This window comes from Mycobacterium sp. NGS58, assembly GCF_059812385.1.
Genome location: NZ_JCALCO010000008.1, coordinates 182,565 through 203,918 on the forward strand (window position 1 = coordinate 182,565; position 21,354 = coordinate 203,918).

General features: G+C 68.9%; 21 protein-coding genes. 4 read left to right on the plus strand and 17 right to left on the minus strand.

Annotated elements, in window-relative coordinates; translation table 11 throughout:
- The first annotated feature begins 17 nt into the window (after window positions 1-17).
- The 3 genes from AC5Y4H_RS10580 (at window position 18) to AC5Y4H_RS10590 (ending at window position 2,779) form a co-directional block, all read left to right on the plus strand.
- Window positions 18-1,142, plus strand: coding sequence for an alkaline phosphatase family protein (locus AC5Y4H_RS10580; RefSeq protein WP_499981201.1), 1,125 nt, complete (start codon window positions 18-20; stop codon window positions 1,140-1,142).
- 99 nt (window positions 1,143-1,241) lie between these two features.
- Window positions 1,242-1,685 (plus strand): hypothetical protein, encoded by a 444-nt coding sequence (locus tag AC5Y4H_RS10585; protein ID WP_499981202.1) that lies wholly within the window; start codon window positions 1,242-1,244, stop codon window positions 1,683-1,685.
- A 149-nt stretch (window positions 1,686-1,834) separates the two neighbouring features.
- Window positions 1,835-2,779 (plus strand): PPE family protein, encoded by a 945-nt coding sequence (locus AC5Y4H_RS10590; RefSeq protein WP_499981204.1) that lies wholly within the window; start codon window positions 1,835-1,837, stop codon window positions 2,777-2,779.
- Here the strand turns inward: AC5Y4H_RS10590 and AC5Y4H_RS10595 are convergent.
- The 13 genes from AC5Y4H_RS10595 to dxr form a co-directional block, all read right to left on the minus strand.
- Window positions 2,776-3,555, minus strand: a complete 780-nt coding sequence (locus AC5Y4H_RS10595) for a 3-oxoacyl-ACP reductase (RefSeq protein ID WP_499981206.1) — start codon at window positions 3,553-3,555, stop codon at window positions 2,776-2,778. The two genes, AC5Y4H_RS10590 and AC5Y4H_RS10595, sit on opposite strands and share 4 nt — an antisense overlap.
- Complete coding sequence (locus tag AC5Y4H_RS10600; RefSeq protein ID WP_499981207.1) at window positions 3,556-4,920, minus strand: aldehyde dehydrogenase family protein; 1,365 nt, start codon at window positions 4,918-4,920, stop codon at window positions 3,556-3,558.
- Window position 4,921: 1 nt separating this feature from the next.
- Window positions 4,922-5,755: a gamma-glutamyl-gamma-aminobutyrate hydrolase family protein gene (locus tag AC5Y4H_RS10605; protein WP_499981208.1), complete on the minus strand. Its 834-nt coding sequence runs from the start codon at window positions 5,753-5,755 to the stop codon at window positions 4,922-4,924.
- On the minus strand, window positions 5,736-7,130 hold the full coding sequence (locus AC5Y4H_RS10610; protein WP_499981210.1) for a glutamine synthetase family protein: 1,395 nt from the start codon (window positions 7,128-7,130) through the stop codon (window positions 5,736-5,738). Before AC5Y4H_RS10610 ends, AC5Y4H_RS10605 begins: the two co-directional genes overlap by 20 nt.
- 20 nt (window positions 7,131-7,150) lie before the next feature.
- On the minus strand, window positions 7,151-7,702 hold the full coding sequence (locus AC5Y4H_RS10615; RefSeq protein WP_499981266.1) for an alpha/beta hydrolase: 552 nt from the start codon (window positions 7,700-7,702) through the stop codon (window positions 7,151-7,153).
- Window positions 7,703-7,831: 129 nt separating this feature from the next.
- Entirely contained in the window at window positions 7,832-9,337 is a 1,506-nt protein-coding gene (locus tag AC5Y4H_RS10620; protein ID WP_499981211.1) for a cobyric acid synthase, read from the minus strand.
- 10 nt (window positions 9,338-9,347) lie between these two features.
- Entirely contained in the window at window positions 9,348-10,205 is an 858-nt protein-coding gene (gene map / locus AC5Y4H_RS10625; protein ID WP_499981212.1) for a type I methionyl aminopeptidase, read from the minus strand.
- Window positions 10,206-10,293: 88 nt separating this feature from the next.
- Window positions 10,294-10,878, minus strand: a complete 585-nt coding sequence (locus AC5Y4H_RS10630) for a DUF1707 SHOCT-like domain-containing protein (RefSeq protein ID WP_499981214.1) — start codon at window positions 10,876-10,878, stop codon at window positions 10,294-10,296.
- Between the two features lie 54 nt (window positions 10,879-10,932).
- Window positions 10,933-12,747 (minus strand): penicillin-binding transpeptidase domain-containing protein, encoded by a 1,815-nt coding sequence (locus tag AC5Y4H_RS10635; protein WP_499981215.1) that lies wholly within the window; start codon window positions 12,745-12,747, stop codon window positions 10,933-10,935.
- A 157-nt stretch (window positions 12,748-12,904) separates the two neighbouring features.
- Window positions 12,905-13,759 (minus strand): GNAT family N-acetyltransferase, encoded by an 855-nt coding sequence (locus tag AC5Y4H_RS10640; protein ID WP_499981216.1) that lies wholly within the window; start codon window positions 13,757-13,759, stop codon window positions 12,905-12,907.
- Between the two features lie 49 nt (window positions 13,760-13,808).
- Complete coding sequence (ispG, locus tag AC5Y4H_RS10645) at window positions 13,809-14,987, minus strand: flavodoxin-dependent (E)-4-hydroxy-3-methylbut-2-enyl-diphosphate synthase (protein ID WP_499981217.1); 1,179 nt, start codon at window positions 14,985-14,987, stop codon at window positions 13,809-13,811.
- A 20-nt stretch (window positions 14,988-15,007) separates the two neighbouring features.
- The gene (locus tag AC5Y4H_RS10650) at window positions 15,008-16,231 is read right to left on the minus strand and encodes a M50 family metallopeptidase (protein WP_499981219.1); all 1,224 of its coding nucleotides are present in this window, start codon (window positions 16,229-16,231) and stop codon (window positions 15,008-15,010) included.
- Window positions 16,232-16,250: 19 nt separating this feature from the next.
- Window positions 16,251-17,474 (minus strand): 1-deoxy-D-xylulose-5-phosphate reductoisomerase, encoded by a 1,224-nt coding sequence (gene dxr / locus AC5Y4H_RS10655; protein WP_499981221.1) that lies wholly within the window; start codon window positions 17,472-17,474, stop codon window positions 16,251-16,253.
- Between the two features lie 118 nt (window positions 17,475-17,592).
- Here dxr and AC5Y4H_RS10660 point away from each other — a divergent pair, with 118 nt between their 5' ends.
- Window positions 17,593-17,844 carry a DUF2631 domain-containing protein gene (locus AC5Y4H_RS10660; RefSeq protein ID WP_499981222.1) on the plus strand — a complete coding sequence of 84 codons (252 nt, stop codon included), beginning with the start codon at window positions 17,593-17,595 and terminating at the stop codon, window positions 17,842-17,844.
- 15 nt (window positions 17,845-17,859) lie between these two features.
- On the opposite strand, the gene AC5Y4H_RS10665 is transcribed toward AC5Y4H_RS10660, so the two are convergent.
- The 4 genes from AC5Y4H_RS10665 to AC5Y4H_RS10680 form a co-directional block, all read right to left on the minus strand.
- Complete coding sequence (locus tag AC5Y4H_RS10665) at window positions 17,860-18,717, minus strand: cytochrome c biogenesis CcdA family protein (RefSeq protein WP_499981224.1); 858 nt, start codon at window positions 18,715-18,717, stop codon at window positions 17,860-17,862.
- Between the two features lie 4 nt (window positions 18,718-18,721).
- Window positions 18,722-19,171, minus strand: coding sequence for a protein disulfide oxidoreductase (locus tag AC5Y4H_RS10670; protein ID WP_499981267.1), 450 nt, complete (start codon window positions 19,169-19,171; stop codon window positions 18,722-18,724).
- A gap of 115 nt (window positions 19,172-19,286) precedes the next feature.
- Window positions 19,287-20,381 (minus strand): dual-specificity RNA methyltransferase RlmN, encoded by a 1,095-nt coding sequence (rlmN, locus tag AC5Y4H_RS10675; protein WP_499981269.1) that lies wholly within the window; start codon window positions 20,379-20,381, stop codon window positions 19,287-19,289.
- A 33-nt stretch (window positions 20,382-20,414) separates the two neighbouring features.
- Window positions 20,415-21,344 (minus strand): phosphatidate cytidylyltransferase, encoded by a 930-nt coding sequence (locus AC5Y4H_RS10680; protein ID WP_499981225.1) that lies wholly within the window; start codon window positions 21,342-21,344, stop codon window positions 20,415-20,417.
- Window positions 21,345-21,354: the final 10 nt, after the last annotated feature.

A 21,354-nucleotide genomic window follows, 5' to 3' on the forward strand; every position in this document is an offset into this window, starting at 1 on the left:
GCCGCCAGACTGGCCCGGTGCCCGGTTCTCTGTGCGACGTGCTGCCCACCGCGGCCGCCCTGCTCGACGTTGAGGATGCCGTCGACACGCTGGCGGTCGCGGACTGGGTTGGCGCCGACAGCGTCGACCGGGTCCTGGTCGTGCTGGTGGATGGGCTGGGCTGGCACCTGCTTCCGCAGCTGGCCGGCACCGCGCCGCTGTTGACCTCCGTGCTGGCCGGCGCCACCGGGCGGGTGACCCAGCTGGACTGCACGTTCCCCTCGACCACGCCGACCAGCCTGGTGTCGTTGTGCACCGGTGCGCTGCCTGGTGAACACGGCATCCTGGGTTTCACGCTCAGGGTGCCCGGCACCGATCGGGTGCTCAGCCACGTCCGGTGGCGCGACGACCCGCCGCCCGCGGTGTGGCAGCCGGTGCCAACCTGGTTCGAACGGCTCAAGAACGCAGGCGTGAGCGCCCGTGCCGTGCTGCCGGCGGTGTTCATCGGCAGCGGACTGACCGAGGCCGCGTACCGCGGCGCCGAATTCCATCCGGCCAACCCCACCGACGACTATGCGCGGGTGCTGGCCGACGAGCTGCGCGCGGCACCCGGGCTGGTGTACGGCTACACCGCGGACCTCGACACCGCCGCCCATGTCTTCGGTATCGGCTCCGACCAGTGGCATACCGCCGCGGCGAATGTCGACGCGCTGCTGTCCCGCCTTCTCGACGCGTTGCCCGCGAACACGGCGGTCCTGGTGACCGCCGATCACGGCGGCATCAATGTCCCGCCCGAGTCCCGCATCGACCTCGACACCGACCCCAGGCTGGCCGAGGGGATCCGGGTGGTGGCCGGTGAGGCGCGGGTGCGGTATCTACACACCGAGCCGGGGGCCGCCGGCGACGTGCAGGCGGTGTGGGGCGGGCTGCTGGACGGCCGCGCGACCGTATACAGCCGCGCGCAGGCCGTAGCCACCGGCATGTTCGGGCCGATCACGGCGCGACACGCCGAGCGGCTCGGCGACGTGGTCGTCGTCTGTTCCGGCGACGCCGCGGTGCTGGCCAGCGCGCATGAGCCTCCGGAAATGTGTCGCCTGGTGGGCTTTCACGGCGGGGCCACCGCGGCGGAGATGGCGATTCCGCTCATCGTTTTCCGGCCGTAGCCCCGCAACACACAACGGACTCGGATCGAGTTCACAGCTCGCTGGGACCGTTCACCGATGTTCGCGCGGTACATTCGGTGCACTGTGATTTTCCGGGGTGTGGGCGAAACTCGGCGATGGCAGCGGGTCATCGCGGTGGCCGCAGCTCTAGGGGTGTTCATCGCACTGGTCACCGGGTCGGCACTGCGGCAGAATTCCGCTATGGCGGCACCGCCGGAGCCAGCGGCTTGGACGACGCCAACCGTCGATGCGCACGCCGGACGGATGCCCGGTCGGCCCGCCGCCCTCAGCCGGGCCGCCCTGACCGTTTCGCAGGCCCCGACACCGGCGAACAAAACCAACCAGGCCCCGTTCCGCCGCTCGTGGATGACCAAAGAACGACCCATGACCTGGAACCGCTTGTCCACGCAATCGGTGCTGACGCCGGCGCCGGTGTCGTTCACCCCGACCGTGTTTGCCCCCGGTGCCGCCCAATCGCGCGCACCCGCGGCTATCCCGTCTGACCGAGATATCTTGACCTGCATCTGCGTCGCCCGCCGCTGATCGTTGCACCCGGGCCGGCGTTTCCCGCCTGTGCAGTTTCGGCGACACGTAAGCGGCCCACGGTTTGTAACCCTCGTGTCTATTTCGTGAAAGAAGACCCTCATGGTTTCGGGCACCACTGACACCGCCACAGGCAGGCGGAGGCTGTAATGGATTTCGCGACCCTGGCTCCGGAGACCAACTCCGGGCTGATGTATTCCGGTCCCGGCGCGGGATCGATGATCCGGGCCGCCGAGGCGTGGGAAACGTTGGCAGCGCGCCTTTTCACCGCGGCGGCCGACTATCGTGCGGCGACCGCACAGCTGGGCGGCGGGTACCCGGCGCTCGTCGAAGCCGCCACACGCTATGCGGATTGGCTCGACGCCGTCGCGGCCCGCAGCGAGCACGCGACCGCCCAGCTCAAGGCGGCGGCCCACGCGCATCGGTCGGCCTTCACAGCGACGGTGCCGCCACCGGCGATCGTCGGCAACCGCACGCAACGAATGTCGTTGGTGTCGGCGAATTGTCTGGGACACAAGAGCGCGGCGATCGCGAACGTCGATGCCGAGTATGACGCGATGTGGGCGCAGAACGCCGTCGCCATGCGCGCCTACGCCGAGTCCGCGGCCGGTGCCGCGACAATGTCGCCCTTCCCCGCTCCACCCGGTAATCCCGCTGTGAGTAAACCCAATTGGGTCCTCCAGTCGGCGCCGGACGTCATAGCGGCCGGCTGCGAAGTGATGTCGGTGATACCCGAGGCGCTGCGACGCCTGTCGTCTTCGCCGCTGACGAGGCTCGAAGCGGCGCTGTCCGCGGTCACTTCGACGCTGTCGAAACTGAATTCGGTGACGGCACCGTCGGACTTCGCGATCGGCCACCTCAATTCGATGAACAAGACGGCGGCGCTGCACTCTCTGTTCCCGGCTGCCACCGACGGCGTCAGCGCGGGCCTGGGCCGCGGGACGCGCGTCGGTGGACTCTCGGTGCCCCGCACCTGGACGGTCGCCGCGCCCGCGATGGAGCGGCTGCGCTGGGACGGGGTCGGCGAGCCCATCCACCTGGTCGCGGTCAGCGAGCCGCCCGGTCCGCGAGCGGCCGACAAGTACGGCGGTTAAAGCGGAGTGACATAGGCCGCGCTGATGCCGCCGTCGACCATGAACGTCGAAGCGGTGATGAATGACGCGTCATCGCTCGCCAAAAACGCGACTGCCGAGGCGATTTCGCCCGGGTCGGCGAAGCGTCCGACCGGAACGTGCACCAACCGGCGAGCAGCCCGCTCGGGGTCCTTGGCGAAAAGCTCCTGCAGCAGCGGGGTGTTGACCGGCCCGGGGCACAGCGCGTTCACCCGGATGCCCTGCCGGGCGAACTGCACACCCAGCTCGCGCGACATCGCGAGCACCCCGCCCTTGGAGGCGGTGTAGGAGATCTGCGACGTCGCCGACCCCAGGACGGCGACGAACGACGCCGTGTTGATGATCGAGCCTTTGCGCGCGGGAACCATGTGCCGCAACGCCGCGCGGCAGCACAGGTACACCGACTTCAGGTTGACGTCCTGGACGCGTTGCCACGCCGGCAGTTCGGTGTTCTCGATGAGGTCGTCGTCGGGCGGCGAGATGCCGGCGTTGTTGAACGCGATGTCGATCCGCCCGTGCGCCCGTGCCGCTGCATCGAACAGCGCGTCGACCGCGGCTTCGTCGGAAACGTCGGTGGGCACGAACAAGCCGGACAGTTCGTCGGCCGCCGCGCCGCCCGCGTCGCCGTCGATGTCGGCGACTACGATCGTGGCGCCCTCGTCATGCATCCGCCGTGCCGCGGCCAGCCCGATGCCGCCGCCGGCGCCGGTGACGACGGCCACGCGGCCCGCCAATCGTTGGGTGAGATCGACCGCCACCTACTCCTCCTCGATCGCGATGAACACGTTCTTGGTTTCGGTGAAATGCAGCGGCGCATCAGGGCCCAGCTCGCGACCGAGCCCCGACTGCTTGAATCCGCCGAAGGGCGTGTTATACCGAACGGACGAGTGCGAATTCACCGATAGATTGCCGGATTCGATTGCCCGGGAGACGCGCAGGGCACGAGACAGGTCGTCGGTCCAGATCGATCCGGATAGCCCGTAGCTGGTGTCATTGGCGAGGGCGATGGCGTCGTGCTCGTCGTCGAAGGCCAGCACCGTGACGACTGGGCCGAAGATCTCTTCGGTGACACAGCGGTCGGTGCGTTCCGGCGTCAGAACGGTTGGTGGGAACCAGAATCCACGACCTGCCGGCGCCGTGCCACGGAACGCGACGGGGGCATTGTCGGGCACATACGACGCCACCTTGTCGCGGTGGGCGGCCGACACCAGCGGACCCATCTCGGTGTCGCGGGATGCCGGGTCGCCGACGACGACGCTGGTGACGGCGGGCTCGAGCAGCTCCATGAACCGGTCATAGACGCTGCGCTGCACCAGGATTCGGCTCCGAGCGCAACAATCCTGGCCCGCGTTGTCGAACACCCCGGCCGGCGCGGTTGCGGCGGCACGCTCGAGGTCGCAGTCGGCGAAAACGATGTTGGCGCTTTTGCCGCCCAATTCCAGGGTCACCCGCTTCACCTGAGCGGCCGCACCGGCCATCACCTTCTTGCCGACGTCGGTGGAACCGGTGAACACGATCTTGCGGACGTGGGGATGGGTGACGAACCGCTCCCCGGCCACCGTGCCCCGTCCCGGCAACACCTGGAGCAGCTCCGCGTCGAGCCCGGCTTGCGCCGCCAGCTCACCGAGCCGGATCGTGGTCAGTGGCGTGGCCTCCGCAGGTTTGATCAGCACGGCGTTGCCCGCGGCGAGGGCGGGGGCGAAGCCCCATGACGCGATGGGCATCGGGAAATTCCATGGGGTGATCACGCCGACCACACCCATCGGTTCGTTGAACGTGACGTCCAGGCCACCCGCCACGGGAATCTGCTTGCCGGACAAGCGTTCCGGAGTCGCCGCGTAGAAGTTCAACACGTCGCGGACGTGACCGGCTTCCCATTCGGCCGCTCCGATGGGGTGCCCCGAGTTGGCGACTTCGAGTGCGGCCAGCTCGCTCAGATGGGTGTCGACGGCGGCGGCGAAGGCCCGCAAGCCGTCGGCCCGCTCGCCCGGGGACAACCGCGCCCACCGCCGCTGGGCCACCAGCGCCCGCCCGACAGCATCGTCGACAGCGGCGGCGTCGGTGTGCTCGACAGAGCGCAGCACCTCCTCGGTGGCCGGGTTGATCAGCTGCGCGACGGACAACTCAGCTCACTCGTCCCGCGTACGACCGGGCCGCGTCGACGATCGCGGTGAACAACCGCAGGTCTTCCAGTGACTGCTCCGGATGCCATTGCACCGCAAGCACAAACCTGTCCCCGGGCAGCTCCAGCGCCTCGACGACGCCATCGGCGTCCCGCGCGCTGACCACCAGTCCATCCCCCACCCTGTCGACGGCCTGATGGTGATAACTCGGCGCATCCGCGGACTCCCCGATCAGCGCGGCCAGCCGGGTACCCGCCACGGTGTGTACCGGCAGCCTGGCGAACACGCCATTGCCCGTCCGATGCCCGCTGTGTCCGAGCACGTCGGGCAGGTGCTGGTGCAGGGTGCCGCCCAGCGCGACATTGAGCACCTGTGCGCCGCGGCAGATTCCCAGCACCGGCAGGCCCCGCCGCAGCGCGCCCCGCAACAACGCGAACTCCCACGCGTCGCGTTCGGTGCGGGGCTGATCGGTGGTGGGGTGCGGTTGCTGGCCGTAGCTGGCGGGGTCCAGGTCATACCCGCCGGTGACCACCAGCGCATGCATCCCATCCAGCGCGGAGTCGACGATCTCGGCGTCGACCGGCTGCGGCGGCAGCAACACAGCGATCCCGCCGGCCAGGATGATGCCTTCGAAATAGTCGGCGGGCAGGAATCCGGCGCGGATATCCCAGATGCCCGTCTGTACCCGCTCCAGATATGTCGTCAGGCCGACCACCGGGCGCGGCGGCGCAGCCGGGCGCGGCGGGTCGCCACCCTCAAACCGTGGCGATCGCAAGCGCGGCGCAGCCGGGCGCGGCGGGTCGCCACCCTCAAAATCAGAGGCGTTCAAACCCACGCATCCTCTCCCAGTCGGTGACCGCCGCGTTGAACGCCGCCAACTCCACCCGGGCGTTGTTCAGGTAGTGGGCGACGACGTCGTCGCCGAACACGTCCCGAGCGAACGTCGAGCGTTCGAACGCCGAGGCCGCCTCGGCAAGCGTGACGGGCAGCCGCTCGACGCCGGGAGTGCGGTAGGCGTTGCCGGCGCAGGGATCCGGTGGCTCCAGGCCCCGTTCGATACCGTACAGCCCGCCGGCGATGAGCGCCGCCACCGCCAGATAGGGGTTGACGTCGCCCCCGGGCACCCGGCACTCGACACGGGTGTTGGACCCGTGACCGACCACCCGCAGCGCGCAGGTGCGGTTGTCCAGTCCCCACGCCAGCGCGGTGGGTGCGAAGCTGCCGTCGGCGAATCGCTTGTACGAGTTGATGTTCGGCGCGTAGAACAGCGTGAGGTCGCCCAAGGTGGCCAGCACGCCGGCCAGAAAACTGCCAAACGCCGACGACATGCCGTGCGGGCGGCTGGGATCGGCGAACACCGCGCCGCCCTGCGGGTCACGCAGCGAGAGGTGAACGTGGCAGCTGTTCCCCTCTCGCTCATCGTATTTGGCCATGAAGGTCAAGCTTTTGCCGTGCTGGTCGGCGATCTCCTTGGCACCGTTCTTGTAGATGACGTGGTTGTCACAGGTGACCAAGGCGTCTGCGTACCGGAAACCGATTTCCTGCTGCCCCTTGTTGCATTCGCCCTTGACAGCTTCGAAGCGCAGGCCGGCCCCGATCATGCCCCGCCGGATGTCGCGCAGCAGCGGCTCCATGCGCGACGAGGCCGAGATCGCGTAGTCGATGTTGTAATCGCTGGCCGGGGTCAGCCCGCGGTAGCCGTTGGTCCACGCCTGACGATAGGGCTCGTCGAACACGATGAATTCCAGCTCGGTAGCGACGTCGGCCGCGAGACCGCGGTCGGCCAGCCGGCCGAGCTGGCGGCGCAGGATCGCCCGCGGCGAGACGGTGACGGGGCCGCCGTCGGCCCAGCCCACGTCGGCGATCACCAACGCCGTACCGGGCAGCCACGGGACGCGCCGCAGGGTGGACAGGTCGGGCGTCATCACCGTGTCGCCGTAACCGGTCTCCCAGCTCGAGATCGCGTAGCCGTCGACGGTGTTCATGTCGACGTCGACGGCGAGCAGATAGCCGCAGCACTCGGCGCCGTGGGCGGCCACGTCGTCGAGGAACAGCCGCGCGTCGATCCGCTTCCCGACCAGCCGGCCCTGCATGTCGGCGAAGGCCACGATGACGGTGTCCACCTCGCCGCTGCCGACGAGCCGTTCGAGAGCGGTCAAGGACAACATCGCGGTGTTCGGATCGGTCACAGCACTTTCTTCACTGGCCATGACCGTCAGTCAACCAGGCGCTACCAGGTACTGGCGCGCAAAATGATCTCGGCGGCCAGTTGCGCCGTCGACTCCTGCACGCTGCGCCGCCCCAGGTGCACCACCCGGTATTCGGCGTAAACGTAGCGCTGACTTGCCTGTGCCACCGCACGTGCGGCCGGCGAACTGACCAACACGGTGGTGCCGATCTCGACGGGTGGGCAGTGGCCGTCGGTGATGGCGCCCTCGTAATCCGCGGCCCGCGGATGGCCGCGATCGATTACCACCAATCCGACGAAACGGCCCAGCCGGGTTGCCGTCAGTTCCCACGCGAGTTCGCCGCCGGCGCGATCGCCCATCACCACGGCCCACCCGATGCCCAGCGCGTCGAGGATGCCGATGACCGACTTGGGAGTCAGGCGCGGATCGAAGCCGATCACGACCGTCCGAAGCGATGCGGTGTGCAGGCGCTCGCACACGGCGTCATACGCCGCCGGGATGCGGTCCTCATCGCCCAATATGACGACGACGACGCCGGTCTCCGGACCGGCCACAACCACCGGGACGGGGAACCCGTCCAGGGTGGTCATCATCGAGGACACCCCAGCACGCTACAGCCAAATGGCATGCGAGCGCGACGACTCTGGGCATTTAATACAGGGACTTAACTTTTTGACCGCGTCGTCAACAACGCCTTTCGAGCCGCCATCACGGTGAATGACCTACGGCCGCAAGTGACTTGCGAGATGTGGCCGCTGTGGCGGTGGACCGTCAAGGAGGCTGAGAATACCGTCGATGTCGAGATGGGACGCCAGCAGGTCGGCGGCGAGGTCGAGCTGGGCATCGCGGCGAGCGGCGACGTTGACGCCGGCGACCACGAAGCCCGTGCGGCCGGCCGCGTCGGCGACCCGGTCGAGCCATACGCGGCGGAAGTTGTCGTTGTCGAGCAAGCCGTGCCAGTGGGTCCCGAAGACCGCGCCGCGCACCACGCCCTGTGGGTGCGGATCCGCACCGGCCGCGAACCAACTCTGTTCGCTGCAGCGGGTGACGCGCCCGTGATGGATCTCGTAGCCGGTGAGCGGTTGCTGCCAGCGACGCAAGGTCTTGTCGGGATGAAAGGTGATGTCCACGTCCAGCAGACCCAGCCCGGGCACGCCGGCGGCCCCGGATTCCACCGGGTCGTCCAGGCGACTGCACAGCATCTGAAATCCACCACAGATGCCCAGCACCGGTTTTTCGCCACGCGCGTGCGCGGTGATCGCGTCGGCAAGGCCGCGATCGCGCAGCCAGGACAGGTCGGAGACGGTGGCTTTACTGCCGGGGATGATGATGACGTCGGTGTCGGTGAGGTCGGCGGGGTCGGCGACCCATCGAACCAGCACGCCCGGCTCGCAGGCCAGGGCCTCGACATCGGTGGAGTTGGATATCCGGGGCAGCCGAACGGCGGCCACCCGCAGCCACTGATCACCGCGCGGGGGTTCGGGCGTGCCGATGACGCGGTGTGCGACCACCGACAGCGAGTCTTCGGCGTCCAACCACAGCTCGTCGGCGTACGGCAGCACTCCGTAGGTCGGGCGGCCCGTCATGTCGTATAGCTGGTGCAACCCGGGTTCGAGCAGCGAGGGGTCACCGCGGAATTTGTTGACGATGAAGCCGGCGATCAGCGCTTGGTCGTCGGGTTCGAGCACCGCGACCGTGCCGAACAGGTGCGCCAGCAGGCCGCCTCGGTCGATGTCCCCGACCAGGAGCACGGGTAGATCTGCGGCCCGGGCCAGCCCCATGTTGGCCAGATCGGTGGCGCGCAGGTTGATCTCGGCCGGCGAGCCGGCCCCCTCGCAGATCACCGCATCAAATTCTGCGCGCAGGCAGGCCAATTCGTCGAACACGATCGAGGCCAGCCGATCACGATGCTGCACATAGCTATTCGCGCTGACCGAGTCGGTGGCCCGGCCCTTGATCACCAGCTGCGAGGTGCGGTCGCCGCCCGGCTTGAGCAGGATGGGGTTGAATCGCACGCTGGGTTCCAGCCCCGCCGCGCGCGCCTGGATCGCCTGGGCGCGGCCGATCTCACCGCCTTCGATGGTCACCACCGAGTTGTTGGACATGTTCTGCGCCTTGAACGGGGCGACGCGGACCCCGCGGCGGGCCAACAGGCGGCACAGGCCCGCCACCACCACCGATTTCCCGGCGTCGGAGCTAGTCCCCGCGACCAGCAGCGCTCCGGTCATCCGGCAAACGTCATGGCAAGGTGAGGATTTCGACGCCGGCGTCGGTGACCAGCAGCGTGTGCTCGAACTGCGCGGTCCACTTGCGGTCCCGGGTGACCACCGTCCAGCCGTCGTCCCAGATCTCGTAGTCCAGACCGCCGAGGTTGATCATCGGTTCGATGGTGAACGTCATGCCGGGTTGGATGATGGTGGACACCGACGGCTGGTCGTAGTGCAGGACGACCAAACCGTTGTGAAATGTGGTGCCGATACCGTGACCGGTAAAGTCACGAACAACGTTGTAGCCGAACCGATTTGCGTACGACTCGATGACACGGCCGACGACCGAGAGCGCACGACCGGGCTTGACGGCGTTGATCGCGCGCATCGTCGCCTCCCGCGTTCGCTCCACCAGCAGCCGGTGTTCCTCCGACACATCGCCGGCCAGGAAGGTCGCATTGGTGTCGCCGTGCACCCCGTCGATGTAGGCCGTGACGTCGATGTTGACGATGTCGCCGTCGGCGATCACCGTCGAGTCGGGGATCCCGTGGCAGATGACCTCGTTCAGCGACGTGCAGCACGACTTCGGATAGCCCTTGTAACCCAGGGTCGAAGGATATGCGCCGTGGTCGACCATGTACTCGTGGGCGATCCGGTCCAGCTCGTCGGTGGTCACCCCGGGTGCGACGGCTTTGCCCGCCTCGACCAGCGCGCCGGCCGCGATCCGGCCGGCGACGCGCATCTTCTCGATCACCTCGGGCGTCTGCACCCACGGCTCGCTGCCCTCTTGGGCCGTCGGCTTCCAGGCGTACTCGGGGCGCGGGATGCGGCTGGGCACGGGGAGAGTCGGCGACAACTCTCCGGGAGCGAGTGCGGTGCGAGCGGGCATGGCGCAAGCTTAATCGCAGGCCGCGCGACCCGGCCGGGCGTCGAGGTAGGGATCCCCAGGCGCTGAGCATCCGACGCCCAGCCCGCGATCAGAGCCGCTGGCGGCGCAGCAGCGAGCGGCGCGGTCCCCGGATGATCACCGAGCCGCACACCACCTGCCCGGTCAGCACCACGTGCGGCCTGCCCTCACCGGGCGGGTCTTTGCGCCGGTCGCTGGCGCTGCCCACGTACACCTCGACGTCGTCGATCGAGGCGCTTGCCCCGTCCGGCAATCGAATCTCCACCGAGCCGAACCGCATGTCGAGTTCGATGACCACCACCGGCCCCGCGAAGCGAGCCTTGGTGAGGTCGAGTTCCACCGAACCCAGGCGGCGGACCAGGGCCAGGCGGGTGGGCACCGTCCATTCGCCGTGGCGCTTCAGCGAACCGGCCCAGCCGCGCAGTTCCACCCGGTCCGCGGCGGAGGTGACGATGGCGCCCGGCCCCGGCAGATCGCCGACCAAGCCGTCCAGTTCGCCGCGCGTGCGCGCGTAGGACACCTGCGAAGAGCGCTGCTCGAACTCGTCGATATCGATCAGCCCGAGCGCGACCGCGTTGTGCAGTCGTCGCATCGTGCCATTGCGGTCGGCGTCGGAGACGCGCAACGCCACCATGTCGCCGCCGGTATCGCTCATGTTCGCAATTTACCGCTGAAGCGCCCGGCGCAAGCGCCGCGCTTGCGAACGGCGCTAGGCCAGGAAGTTCGGCGGCAGCGCTTCGAACATGAACTTGGTCATCCGAACCGCCCACTCGGAGCTGCCACCCCCCACGATCAGGGAGGCGAAGGCCAGGTCGCCGCGGTATCCGGCGAACCACGAGTGCGATCCGCCCGGAAACTCGGCCTCACCGGTCTTTCCGTAGATCTCGCCGCAGCCGGCGATCTCCTTGGCGGTGCCGTTGGTCACCACCAGACGCATCATCGGCCGCAGCGCGTCGATCATCTTCGGGCTGATCGGCGTGGTGTCGCCCTGGACGGCCGTCTGGCGGCCCACGATCAGCTGGGGCACGGGCGTCTTGCCGGCGGCGACCGTGGCCGCCACCAGGGCCATGCCGAACGGGCTGGCCAGCACCTTGCCCTGGCCGAAACCGTCCTCCGTGCGTTCGGCCAGGTCCACCGTCGGCGGCACCGACCCCGTCACGGTGGTGACGCCGTCCACCGTGTAGTCGAGCCCCATCCCGTACTGGGCGGCCGTTTGGGTCAGACCGCGCGGCGGCATCCGGCTGCTCAGCTCCGCGAACGTGGTGTTACACGAGCTGGCGAAGGCGCGCGACAGCGACACGACGCCGAGATCGAAGCCACCGTAGTTGGGCACGGTGCGGTGCCCGATGTCGACGTGGCCCGGGCAGCCCAGCATCGAGTTGGGCGTGGCCATGTCACGGTCGACGGCCGCCCCGGCGGTGATCATCTTGAACGTGGACCCGGGTGGGAAGAGGCCGTTGGTGGCGGGCAAACCGTCCGCGTCGGCACCGCCGTTCTGCGCGATCGCAAGGATCTCTCCGGTCGACGGCTTGATCACGACGATCATCGCCTTGCCGCCCTTGTTGTCGACCGCGCGTTGGGCGGCGTTCTGCACCACCCGGTCCAGGGTGATCGACACCGAGGGCGCCGGCGACCCTTCGACCTCGTGCAGCACTTCGACCTCGACGCCGTTCTGGTTGACGCTCACCACCCGCCAGCCCGCCTCGCCGTCGAGTTGGTCCACCACGGCCTTCTTCACCGCGGAGATGACGGCCGGCGCGAAATGCGGGTCGGTGGGCAGCATTTCGGGCTGCGGGGTGACTACGACGCCGGGCAGATGGCCGACCAGGGGGGACACCTTGTCGTTGTCGTCGGGGTGCAGCGTCACCCCCAGATCCACCGGGTGCGGTGTCGAGCTGGCTTGCTCGGCGAGCAGCTGCGGGTCGTTGAGGGCCCCATTGAAGGGGTGCAGCACGTCGACGATCGCGTGTGTCGTGCCCGAAAGGGCGGGTCCGGCCTGGGTGGCGTCCAGCGTGTAGTGGTACAGGTAACCCGGCACCAGCACGTCGCTGCCGCCGAGCTCGTTCACCGAGGCGCGGTGTGGCCGGTCGGCGCGCAACGCGAACGTCTGGTGCTCGCCCAACTTGGGGTGCAGCGCGGTGGTGGTCCACCGAACCGCCCAGCGCCCCTCGTCGCGCGCCATCTTCAGCTGGCCGTCATAGGTCCAGGTCCGGTTCTTGGGCAGTTGCCACGTGAAGCGGTAGCCGACGGTGCCGCTGTCCTCGGCGTACTTGGCGTTGAGGACCTGCGCGTCGAGGTGGGACGCCTGCAGGCCGGACCAGGCCGCGTTGAGCGCCTCGCGGGCCTCGTTGGGGCTGTCGCTGAGCTGCGCGGCGGTCGCGGTGTCGCCGATGGCCAGGGCGCGGAAGAATTTCTCCGCCGCCGGGCCCGGACCGTCTGGGCGGGGTGTGCATCCGGCCAGGACGACGACCGCGATGAGCAGCAAGCCTGAGGCGGATGAGGCCATTGTTGTTCTAGTTACCATCGGTGCAAATGTTAAGAACTGTGGCCTGAACGGCACCGCCGACACACCGAGACCCGACCGTTATGCGTGGATTGATCGCTCCGAGGGATCGTCCAGCCGGGCAGCCAGCGCCCGGCCCAGCCGGGCGGTCGTGGCGAGGCGGCGGCATGCGCGTCGGCTAGTCGAGCAGCACCGTCGCGAAGGTGCCGATCTCGGTGAAGCCCACTCGGGCGTACGCGGCGCGCGCCACCGTGTTGAAGTCGTTGACGTAGAGGCTGGCGGTTCGCCCGGTGCCGACGATCACCGCGGCCACCGTAGCGGTGCCGGCGGTGCCCAGGCCCACCCCGCGCCACTCCGGGTGCACCCAGACCCCCTGGATCTGCCCCACGCCCGGCGACTGCGAGCCGACCTCGGCCTTGAAGACGACCTGGCCCTGCTCGAACCGTGCCCACGCGCGCCCCGCCGTGATCAGGCTGGCCACTCGCCGCCGGTAGCCGCGGCCGCCGTCGCCGATCCGCGGGTCGACGCCCACCTCGCCGATGAACATGTCGACGGCGGCCACCAGGTAGGCGTCCAGCTCTTCGGGCCTGACCTGTCGCACGCCGGGGTCGAGGTCGCAGCTGGGGTGGGTGGACAACGCCAGCAGCGGCTGATGGGAGCGCACGTCGCGGGCCGGGCCCCAGGCCGCCTCGAGCCGCTCCCACATCGGCATCACCAGCTCGGCCCTGCCGACCAGCGACGAGCAGCGACGCGACCCGCGCATGGCCTCGTCGGCGAATGCGCTCAGATCGCCCGGCGCACCGCGCAGCGGGATCAGGTTGGCGCCGGCGAAGCACAGCGATTGGTCGGCGCCGCGCAGCGTCCACAGTTCGCCGCCGATGGAATTGGGATCGATGCCGTGGTCGGCCACCCGGGCCGCGACCATGCATGACGCGACGGGATCGTCGTCGAGCACCCGCCAGACAGCGGCCGCGTCGCGCACCACGGACACCCGTCGCTCACCGACAAGGCGGAATAGGGGCGGAGCCGACATATGGCGAACTCTCTGTGGTGCGAACTCTTCGACCGGGCGCTGGCGTTAATCAGCTTACGGTGACAACAGGTGAACCGCTCGATGTTGCTTCCGGTCCGCCATCGCCGTTCACGTCGGTACCCATTTCCGCGGCGATTCGCATTGCCTCTTCGATCAGCGTCTCGACAATCTGGGCTTCGGGCACGGTCTTGATCACTTCGCCACGAACGAAGATCTGGCCCTTGCCATTTCCCGAGGCGACGCCGAGGTCGGCCTCGCGGGCCTCCCCCGGACCGTTGACGACGCACCCCATCACGGCGACCCGTAGCGGCACGTCCAGACCGTCCAGGCCGGCGCTGACCGCGTTAGCCAGGGTGTAGACGTCGACCTGCGCGCGCCCACACGACGGGCAGGACACGATCTCCAGCCCGCGCGGCCGCAGGTTCAGCGATTCGAGGATCGCAGTGCCGACCTTGACTTCCTCGACCGGCGGCGCCGACAGCGACACCCGGATGGTGTCGCCGATGCCGCGCGACAGCAGTGCGCCGAAAGCGACCGCGGACTTGATGGTGCCCTGGAAGGCGGGACCGGCCTCCGTGACGCCGAGGTGCAGCGGGTAGTCGCACTGTTCGGCCAGCTGCTCGTAGGCGGCGACCATCACCACCGGGTCGTTGTGCTTGACGCTGATCTTGATGTCCCCGAAGCCGTGCTCCTCGAACAGCGAGGCTTCCCACAGCGCCGACTCGACGAGCGCCTCGGGGGTGGCCTTGCCGTACTTCTCCATGAACCGCTTGTCCAGCGAGCCCGCGTTGACGCCGATGCGAATCGGGATGCCGGCGGCACCGGCGGCCTTGGCGACCTCGCCGACGCGGCCGTCGAATTCCTTGATGTTGCCGGGGTTTACCCGCACCGCGGCGCAACCCGCGTCGATGGCGGCGAAGATGTACTTGGGCTGGAAGTGGATGTCGGCGATGACGGGGATCTGGCTGTGCCGGGCGATCTCGGCGAGCGCGTCGGCATCCTCCTGACGCGGGCACGCCACGCGGACGATGTCGCAGCCGGCCGCGGTCAACTCGGCGATCTGCTGCAGCGTCGTGTTGACGTCATGCGTCTTGGTGGTGCACATCGACTGCACCGAAATCGGGTGGTCGCTGCCGACCCCGACGTCACGGACCATCAGTTGGCGCGTGGTACGCCGGGGAGCAAGCGTGGGCGCCGGAGTCTGCGGCATGCCCAGGCCAATGGTCACTGTTGATTCCTTCGGTTTCGTTATTGGAAGAGCCTGATCGGATTGACCAGATCGGCGGTCACGGTCAGCAGCATGTAGCCCACCACGAACACCAGCACGACGTACGTCGCGGGCATCAGTTTGAGGTAGTTCACCGGCGCGGCCGCTACCATGCCGCGGGCCGACCGGATCAGGTTGCGGATCTTCTCGAACACCGCGATGGCGATGTGGCCGCCGTCGAAGGGCAGCAGCGGCACCAGGTTGATCGCGCCCAGGATCAGGTTCAGCTGGGCCAGGAAGAACCAGAACGCCACCCACAACCCGTGGTCGACGGTGTCGCCGCCGACGATGCTGGCCCCAACCACGCTCATCGGCGTCTCGGGGTCGCGCTGGCCGCCGCCGATGGCGTGCACCAGCGCACCGACCTTCGTCGGTATCGCGACGAGCGCCTTGCCCACCTCGCGCGTCAGGTCACCGGTGAAGGCGATGGTGGCCGGGATCGCGGTCAGCGGTCCATAGTGCGTGGGCGCGACCTTGACGGCGCCGACGCCGATGGCGCCGACCGTCGAGGGTTGCTGCTGACCGCCCGGCGCGTTGGACCCGGTGCTCAGGTAGCGCTGGGTGGTTGTGACGTCGACATAGGCGGTGATCGTGGTGCCGTCGCGCTCGGCGACGATCGAGACGTTGCCACGCAGCTTGCGGATGGCGGCGGCCATGTCCTCGAAGGTCGACACCGGGGTGTTGCCCACCTTGACGATGACGTCGCCGGGCCGGATGCCGGCAAGTGCCGCCGGACCGGGCCCGGCGCAGCCCGCCACCTTGCCAGGCGCCACTTCCGGTGCCACGCAAGCGGTTTCGCCGACCACGGCCCGCGTCGGCGGATGCAGGTTCGGCAGGCCCCAGATCAGGGCGATGCCGTAGAGCAGCACCAGGGCGATGACGAAGTTCGCGGCCGGGCCGGCGAACAGCACCGCCACCCGCTTCCAGACCGCTTGCTTGAACATGGCGCGGTCGGACTCGTCGGGGGCCAACTCCTCCACCGAGGTCATGCCGGCGATATCGCAGAAGCCGCCCAGCGGAACCGCCTTGAGGCCGTACTCGATTCCACCGCGCCGGGTCGACCACAGGGTGGGGCCGAAGCCGACGAAGTAGCGCCTCACCTTCATGCCGGTCGCGCGCGCGACCCACATGTGCCCGCACTCGTGCAGGGCCACCGAGATCAGGATGGCCAGTGCGAACAGCACAATGCCGATAACGAACATCATCTGGTCTGCAGGACCTTTCTCACACCACTCCGGAGGCTTTTGCTGACACCTTGGCGGGCTGGACTTGTGCGACGGCGCGCCGTGCCCGGTCACGTGCCCAGCGCTGCGCGTCGAGTACCTCATCCACGTTAGCGGGTACTTCGCCAAATTTGGGCGCCCACTGGTCGGCGGCGTGCAGCACGTCGGCGATGGTTTTGACAATTGCGGGGAACCCGACCCGGCCCGCGAGGAAGGCCTCCGCCGCCTCCTCGTTGGCCGCGTTGTAGACCGCGGTCATGCAGCCGCCGGTCTGCCCGGCGTACCGGGCCAGCTCGACCGCGGGGAAAACGTCAGCGTCCAGCGGTTCGAAATCCCAGCTAGAGGCCGTGCTGAAATCACAGCTGGCGGCCGCGCCGGGCACCCGTTGCGGCCAGCCCAGGGCCAGCGAGATCGGCAGCTTCATGTCCGGGGGGCTGGCCTGGGCGAGGGTCGAGCCGTCGACGAAGGTGACCATCGAATGAACAATCGACTGGGGATGCACGACCACCTCGATGCGGTCGTAGGGAATGCCGAACAGCAGGTGGGTCTCGATGAGCTCGAGCCCCTTGTTGACCAGCGAGGCCGAGTTCAGCGTGTTCATCGGGCCCATCGACCAGGTCGGATGGGCGCCCGCCTGTTCGGGGGTGACGTCCTCGAGCTGGGCCGCCGTCCAGCCGCGGAACGGGCCGCCGGAGGCGGTCAGCACCAGCTTGGCGACTTCGTCGCCGGTTCCGCCGCGCAGGCATTGCGCCAGCGCGGAATGCTCGGAGTCAACCGGCACGATCTGCCCCGGCTTTGCGGCCTGGAGCACCAGCGGACCGCCTGCGATCAGTGATTCCTTGTTGGCCAGCGCCAGCCGGGCACCCGACTGCAGTGCGGCCAGCGTTGGCCGCAGGCCCAACGCCCCCACCAGCGCGTTGAGGACGACGTCGGCCTCGGTCTCCTCGACCAGCCGGGTAACCGCCTCGGGGCCGGCAAAGGGGATGTCGCCGGCCCGCTGCGCCGCCGCTTCGTCGGCTACCGCGATGTTGGTCACCCCAGTCTCGGCGCGCTGCCGCAACAACGTGTCCAGGTTGGCGCCTCCCGCCGCCAGGCCGACCACCTCGAAGCGGTCCGGGTTGGCGGCGATGACGTCCAGCGCCTGGGTGCCGATGGAGCCGGTGCTGCCCAGCACCAGCACGCGGAGCCGGTCGGCCGTGTGCCCGTCGGTCTTCGGGTTGGTCACCCGTTCATTGTGCCGCCCGGCACCGACCGGGGCCATCCACCGGGCCATGCCCCGCAGGCCCGCAATGGGTGTGCCAGAATTCGGGAACAAGCCGATCCGATCCGAAGGGGATTTCGCCGTGGCCAGTACCGAAGTGGAGCGCATCGGCGTCGACGCCGTCGAGGTGCCGTCGGCAGCGTGGGGTTGGAGCAGGATCAACCACCGCACCTGGCACATTGCCGGCCTGTTCGGCTTCGGCTTCCTGCTGGCGATGCTGCGCGGCAACCACGTCGGCCACATCGAGAACTGGTTCCTGATCGGCTTTGCGACGCTGGTCCTCGTGGCGCTGATCCGCGACCTGTGGGGCCGCCGCCGCGGCTGGATCAGGTAGCCGCCACCCCGATTCCTAGCGGTGCATGCGGCGCCGCCAGGCGCCGCCGATCACGACGACCGCGAACGCGAGCGCGGCAATCAACCACGGCCACACCCCGTGCTGATGTACCCAGCCGGCCAGCGCGCCCTGCAGCCGTCCGGCCGCGGTGATCACCGCGTCCCGGGGGCTGCCGTGCCCGCCGAACAGGCGCACCTCGTAGCCGCCGTAGTAGGCCACGTACAGCCCGACCACCACCAGCAGCCCGCCGGCGATCCGGTTGACGAAGGGCAGTGTTCGGCGCAGCCGGTCCACCATCGCCGTGCTCGCCGCCGCCGCAGCGGCCGCGAGCACCCCGACGACCAGCGTCAACCCCGCGGTGTAGGCGAGGTAGATCGCCACGCCGGTGAGCATCGATCGGCCGCGCAGGCCGGCGGCGGTGACGGCCAGAAACGGCCCGACCGTGCATGACAGCGAGGCGATCGCGTAGCTGATGCCGTATCCGTACATGGAGCCCAGCCGGGCGGTGGGGGCCCACCGCGGACCAAGCGGCCGCGGGGTCAGGGCCGACAGGGTCCGGCCCGTCAGCAGCCACGCGCCGAGGCCGATCAGCACCACCCCGACGACCACGGTGGCGTACGGCAGGTACCGCTGCACGGTCGTGGCCGTCGAGACGGTCAGCGCGCCGAAGATGCCGAACACCGTCAGGAAGCCCAGCGCCATCCCGACGGTGGCCGCCAGCGCCCGCCCGGCGGCCACCGCGCCGGACGCCGCCCCCGAACGCTGGCCGCGCACCACCAGCAGCAGGTAGCCGGGCAGCATGGCGAACCCACACGGGTTCAGCGCGGCCACCAGTCCGGCCGCGAAGGCCAGGCCGACCAGACCCCGGTCCACCGAGTCAGGACCTCAGTGCGGAGACCCGGTCGGAGAGCTCCTGCTGTGACATCGCCGAGGTGGGGTTGTTGACGAAGGTGGAGCTGCCGTCCGCGCGGTAGAACACATAGGCGGGCTGCCAGGGCACGTTGTAGCGGGCCCAGATGGACCCGTCGGCGTCGTTCAGGTTGGTGAAGTTCAGGCCGTACTTGGAGACGAAGTTCTGTTCCGCGCCGACGTCCGACCGCCCGGCCACGCCGACGAAGGTGACGCCGGGATTGGCGGCCGCCACCCGGCCGACGCCCGGGGCCTCGGCATTGCAGAACGGGCAGAACGGCGCCCAGAACCACAGCACCGCCGGTTTGCCCTGCAGACTGGCGCCGTCGAACGGCGCACCGCTGAGCGTCGTCCCGGTGAATTGCAGCCGGTCGTCGGCGGCCAGCGCGCGTTGGGCGTCGCCCACGCCGACCAACATGGTCGCGGCGATGAGCGCCGCGGCAAACACTGTGTTCAAGGCTGACGAGCGGATACTCATGGCACACCTCATTTGCTGGAGTTTGCCTTTACGACGGGACAGCCCGTCGTCCGGTTCATCCGCGCTCGGCGGCCAGCTGCCCGCAGGCGGCGCTGATTTCGCGCCCGCGAGTGTCGCGCACCGTGCAGGAAACCCCCTTGCCGCGGACCCGCCGAACGAATTCCCGCTCCACGGCTTTCGGGCTGGCGTCCCACTCACTTCCCGGGGTCGGGTTGAGCGGAATCAGGTTCACGTGCACCAGCGGCCCGAGCGCGCGATGCAGCCGCTGCCCCAAAAGGTCTGCGCGCCAAGGCTGGTCATTGACGTCGCGGATCAACGCGTACTCAACCGACACCCGCCGTCCAGTGACGTCGGCGTAATACCGTGCGGCATCGAGGGCTTCGCTGATCTTCCACCGGTTGTTGACCGGCACCAGCGTGTCGCGCAGTTCGTCGTCCGGCGCGTGCAGCGACAGCGCCAGCGTGACGCCCAGACGCTCGTCGGCGAGTTTGCGGATGGCGGGGGCCAGGCCCACCGTCGACACGGTCACCGAACGGGCCGAGATTCCGAAACCATGTGGCGGTGCGGCGATGATGCGCCGCACCGCGTCGACCACCCGCGCGTAGTTGGCCAGCGGCTCCCCCATGCCCATGAACACCACGTTGGACAGCCGGTCCCCGAAGTCGTCGCGCAGGGCCGCAGCGCCGGCGCGCACCTGCTCGAGAATCTCGGCCGTCGAGAGGTTACGGGTCAACCCGCCCTGACCCGTCGCGCAGAACGGGCACGCCATGCCGCAGCCGGCCTGCGACGAAATGCATACCGTGTTGCGCTGCGGGTAGCGCATCAGCACCGACTCGACGGTGACCCCATCGGGGGCCCGCCACAAAGTTTTTCTCGTCTGGCCGGCATCGCAGGTCACGTCGGAGGCCGCGGTGAGCAGGATGGGGAACATCGCCTCGGCAATGGCGTCGCGCAATCCCGCCGGAAGGTCGGTCATCTGTCGCGGATCGGCGATCAGCCGGCCGTAGTACTGATGCGCCAGCTGCTTGGCGCGAAACGCCGGCAGGCCCAGCTCCGTAACGGCGGACGCGCGGCCGTCCTCGTCGAGGTCGGCTAGGTGCCGAGGCGGCCTGCCGGGACGCGGCTCGGAGAAAACCAATTGTTGAACCATGACCTGTCCAGTATCGGCCATGTTCGCGCCGACCTAGGGAACGAGTGTCAGCACCGTCCAGGCTGCGACCGCCGACGGCAGGACGCCATCGAGACGATCCATCAGGCCACCGTGGCCGGGCAGCAGCCGGCCCATGTCTTTGATGCCGAGATCGCGCTTGACCTGTGACTCCACCAGATCGCCGAGCGTGCTGGTCAGCACCAGGACGACACCCAGCAGAGCGCCGATCCACGGCGGTTTGCCGGCCAGGTACGTCGCCGTCAGGGTCGCCGCGGTGATTCCGAGCACCAAAGAACCGGCGAATCCCTCCCAAGACTTCTTCGGACTGATCGCCGGGACCATCGGGTGCTTACCGAAGAGCGCCCCGACGGCATATCCGCCGGTGTCGGAGGCGACGACGGTGATCATCAGGCAGAACACCCGCCCCGCCCCGTCGTGCGGATAGACCAGCAGCACCCCGAACGACGCGAACAGCGGCACCCACGCGGCCAGGAACACGGTGGCCGACGCGTCCCTGAGGTAATTAGCCGACGGCGAGCCGTCGAACGGCTCGGGCCGTTTCCGGTTGTCCTGCATGAAGAGCCGCCACACATTGCAGACCACCACGGTGACGCCGAAGCCGGCCAGTGCGCCCGCGGCGTGGAACGGCCAGGTCAGCCAGACGGTGAGCTGACCCCCGGCCAGCAGCGGTATGACGGGTATCACGTAGCCGGCTTCGCGCAAGCGCCGGACCACTTCGTGGGTGGCCACGACGATGGCCAGGGCGACGATGGGAACCCAGAAGCGCGGCGCGAACACGAGCGTCACGACCAGAACGCCGCCGATGCCGGCGCCCACCGCGATGGCGGCGCGCAAGTCGCGTCCGGCCCGAGAGGTCTTCTTGGCCGGCTGCTGGGCCGTGTCCTTGGCGGGGCGCGCCGGATTATCGGGCGGGTCGCCTGCGCCGGGTTCGGGAATAGCCACTGGCGTGGAT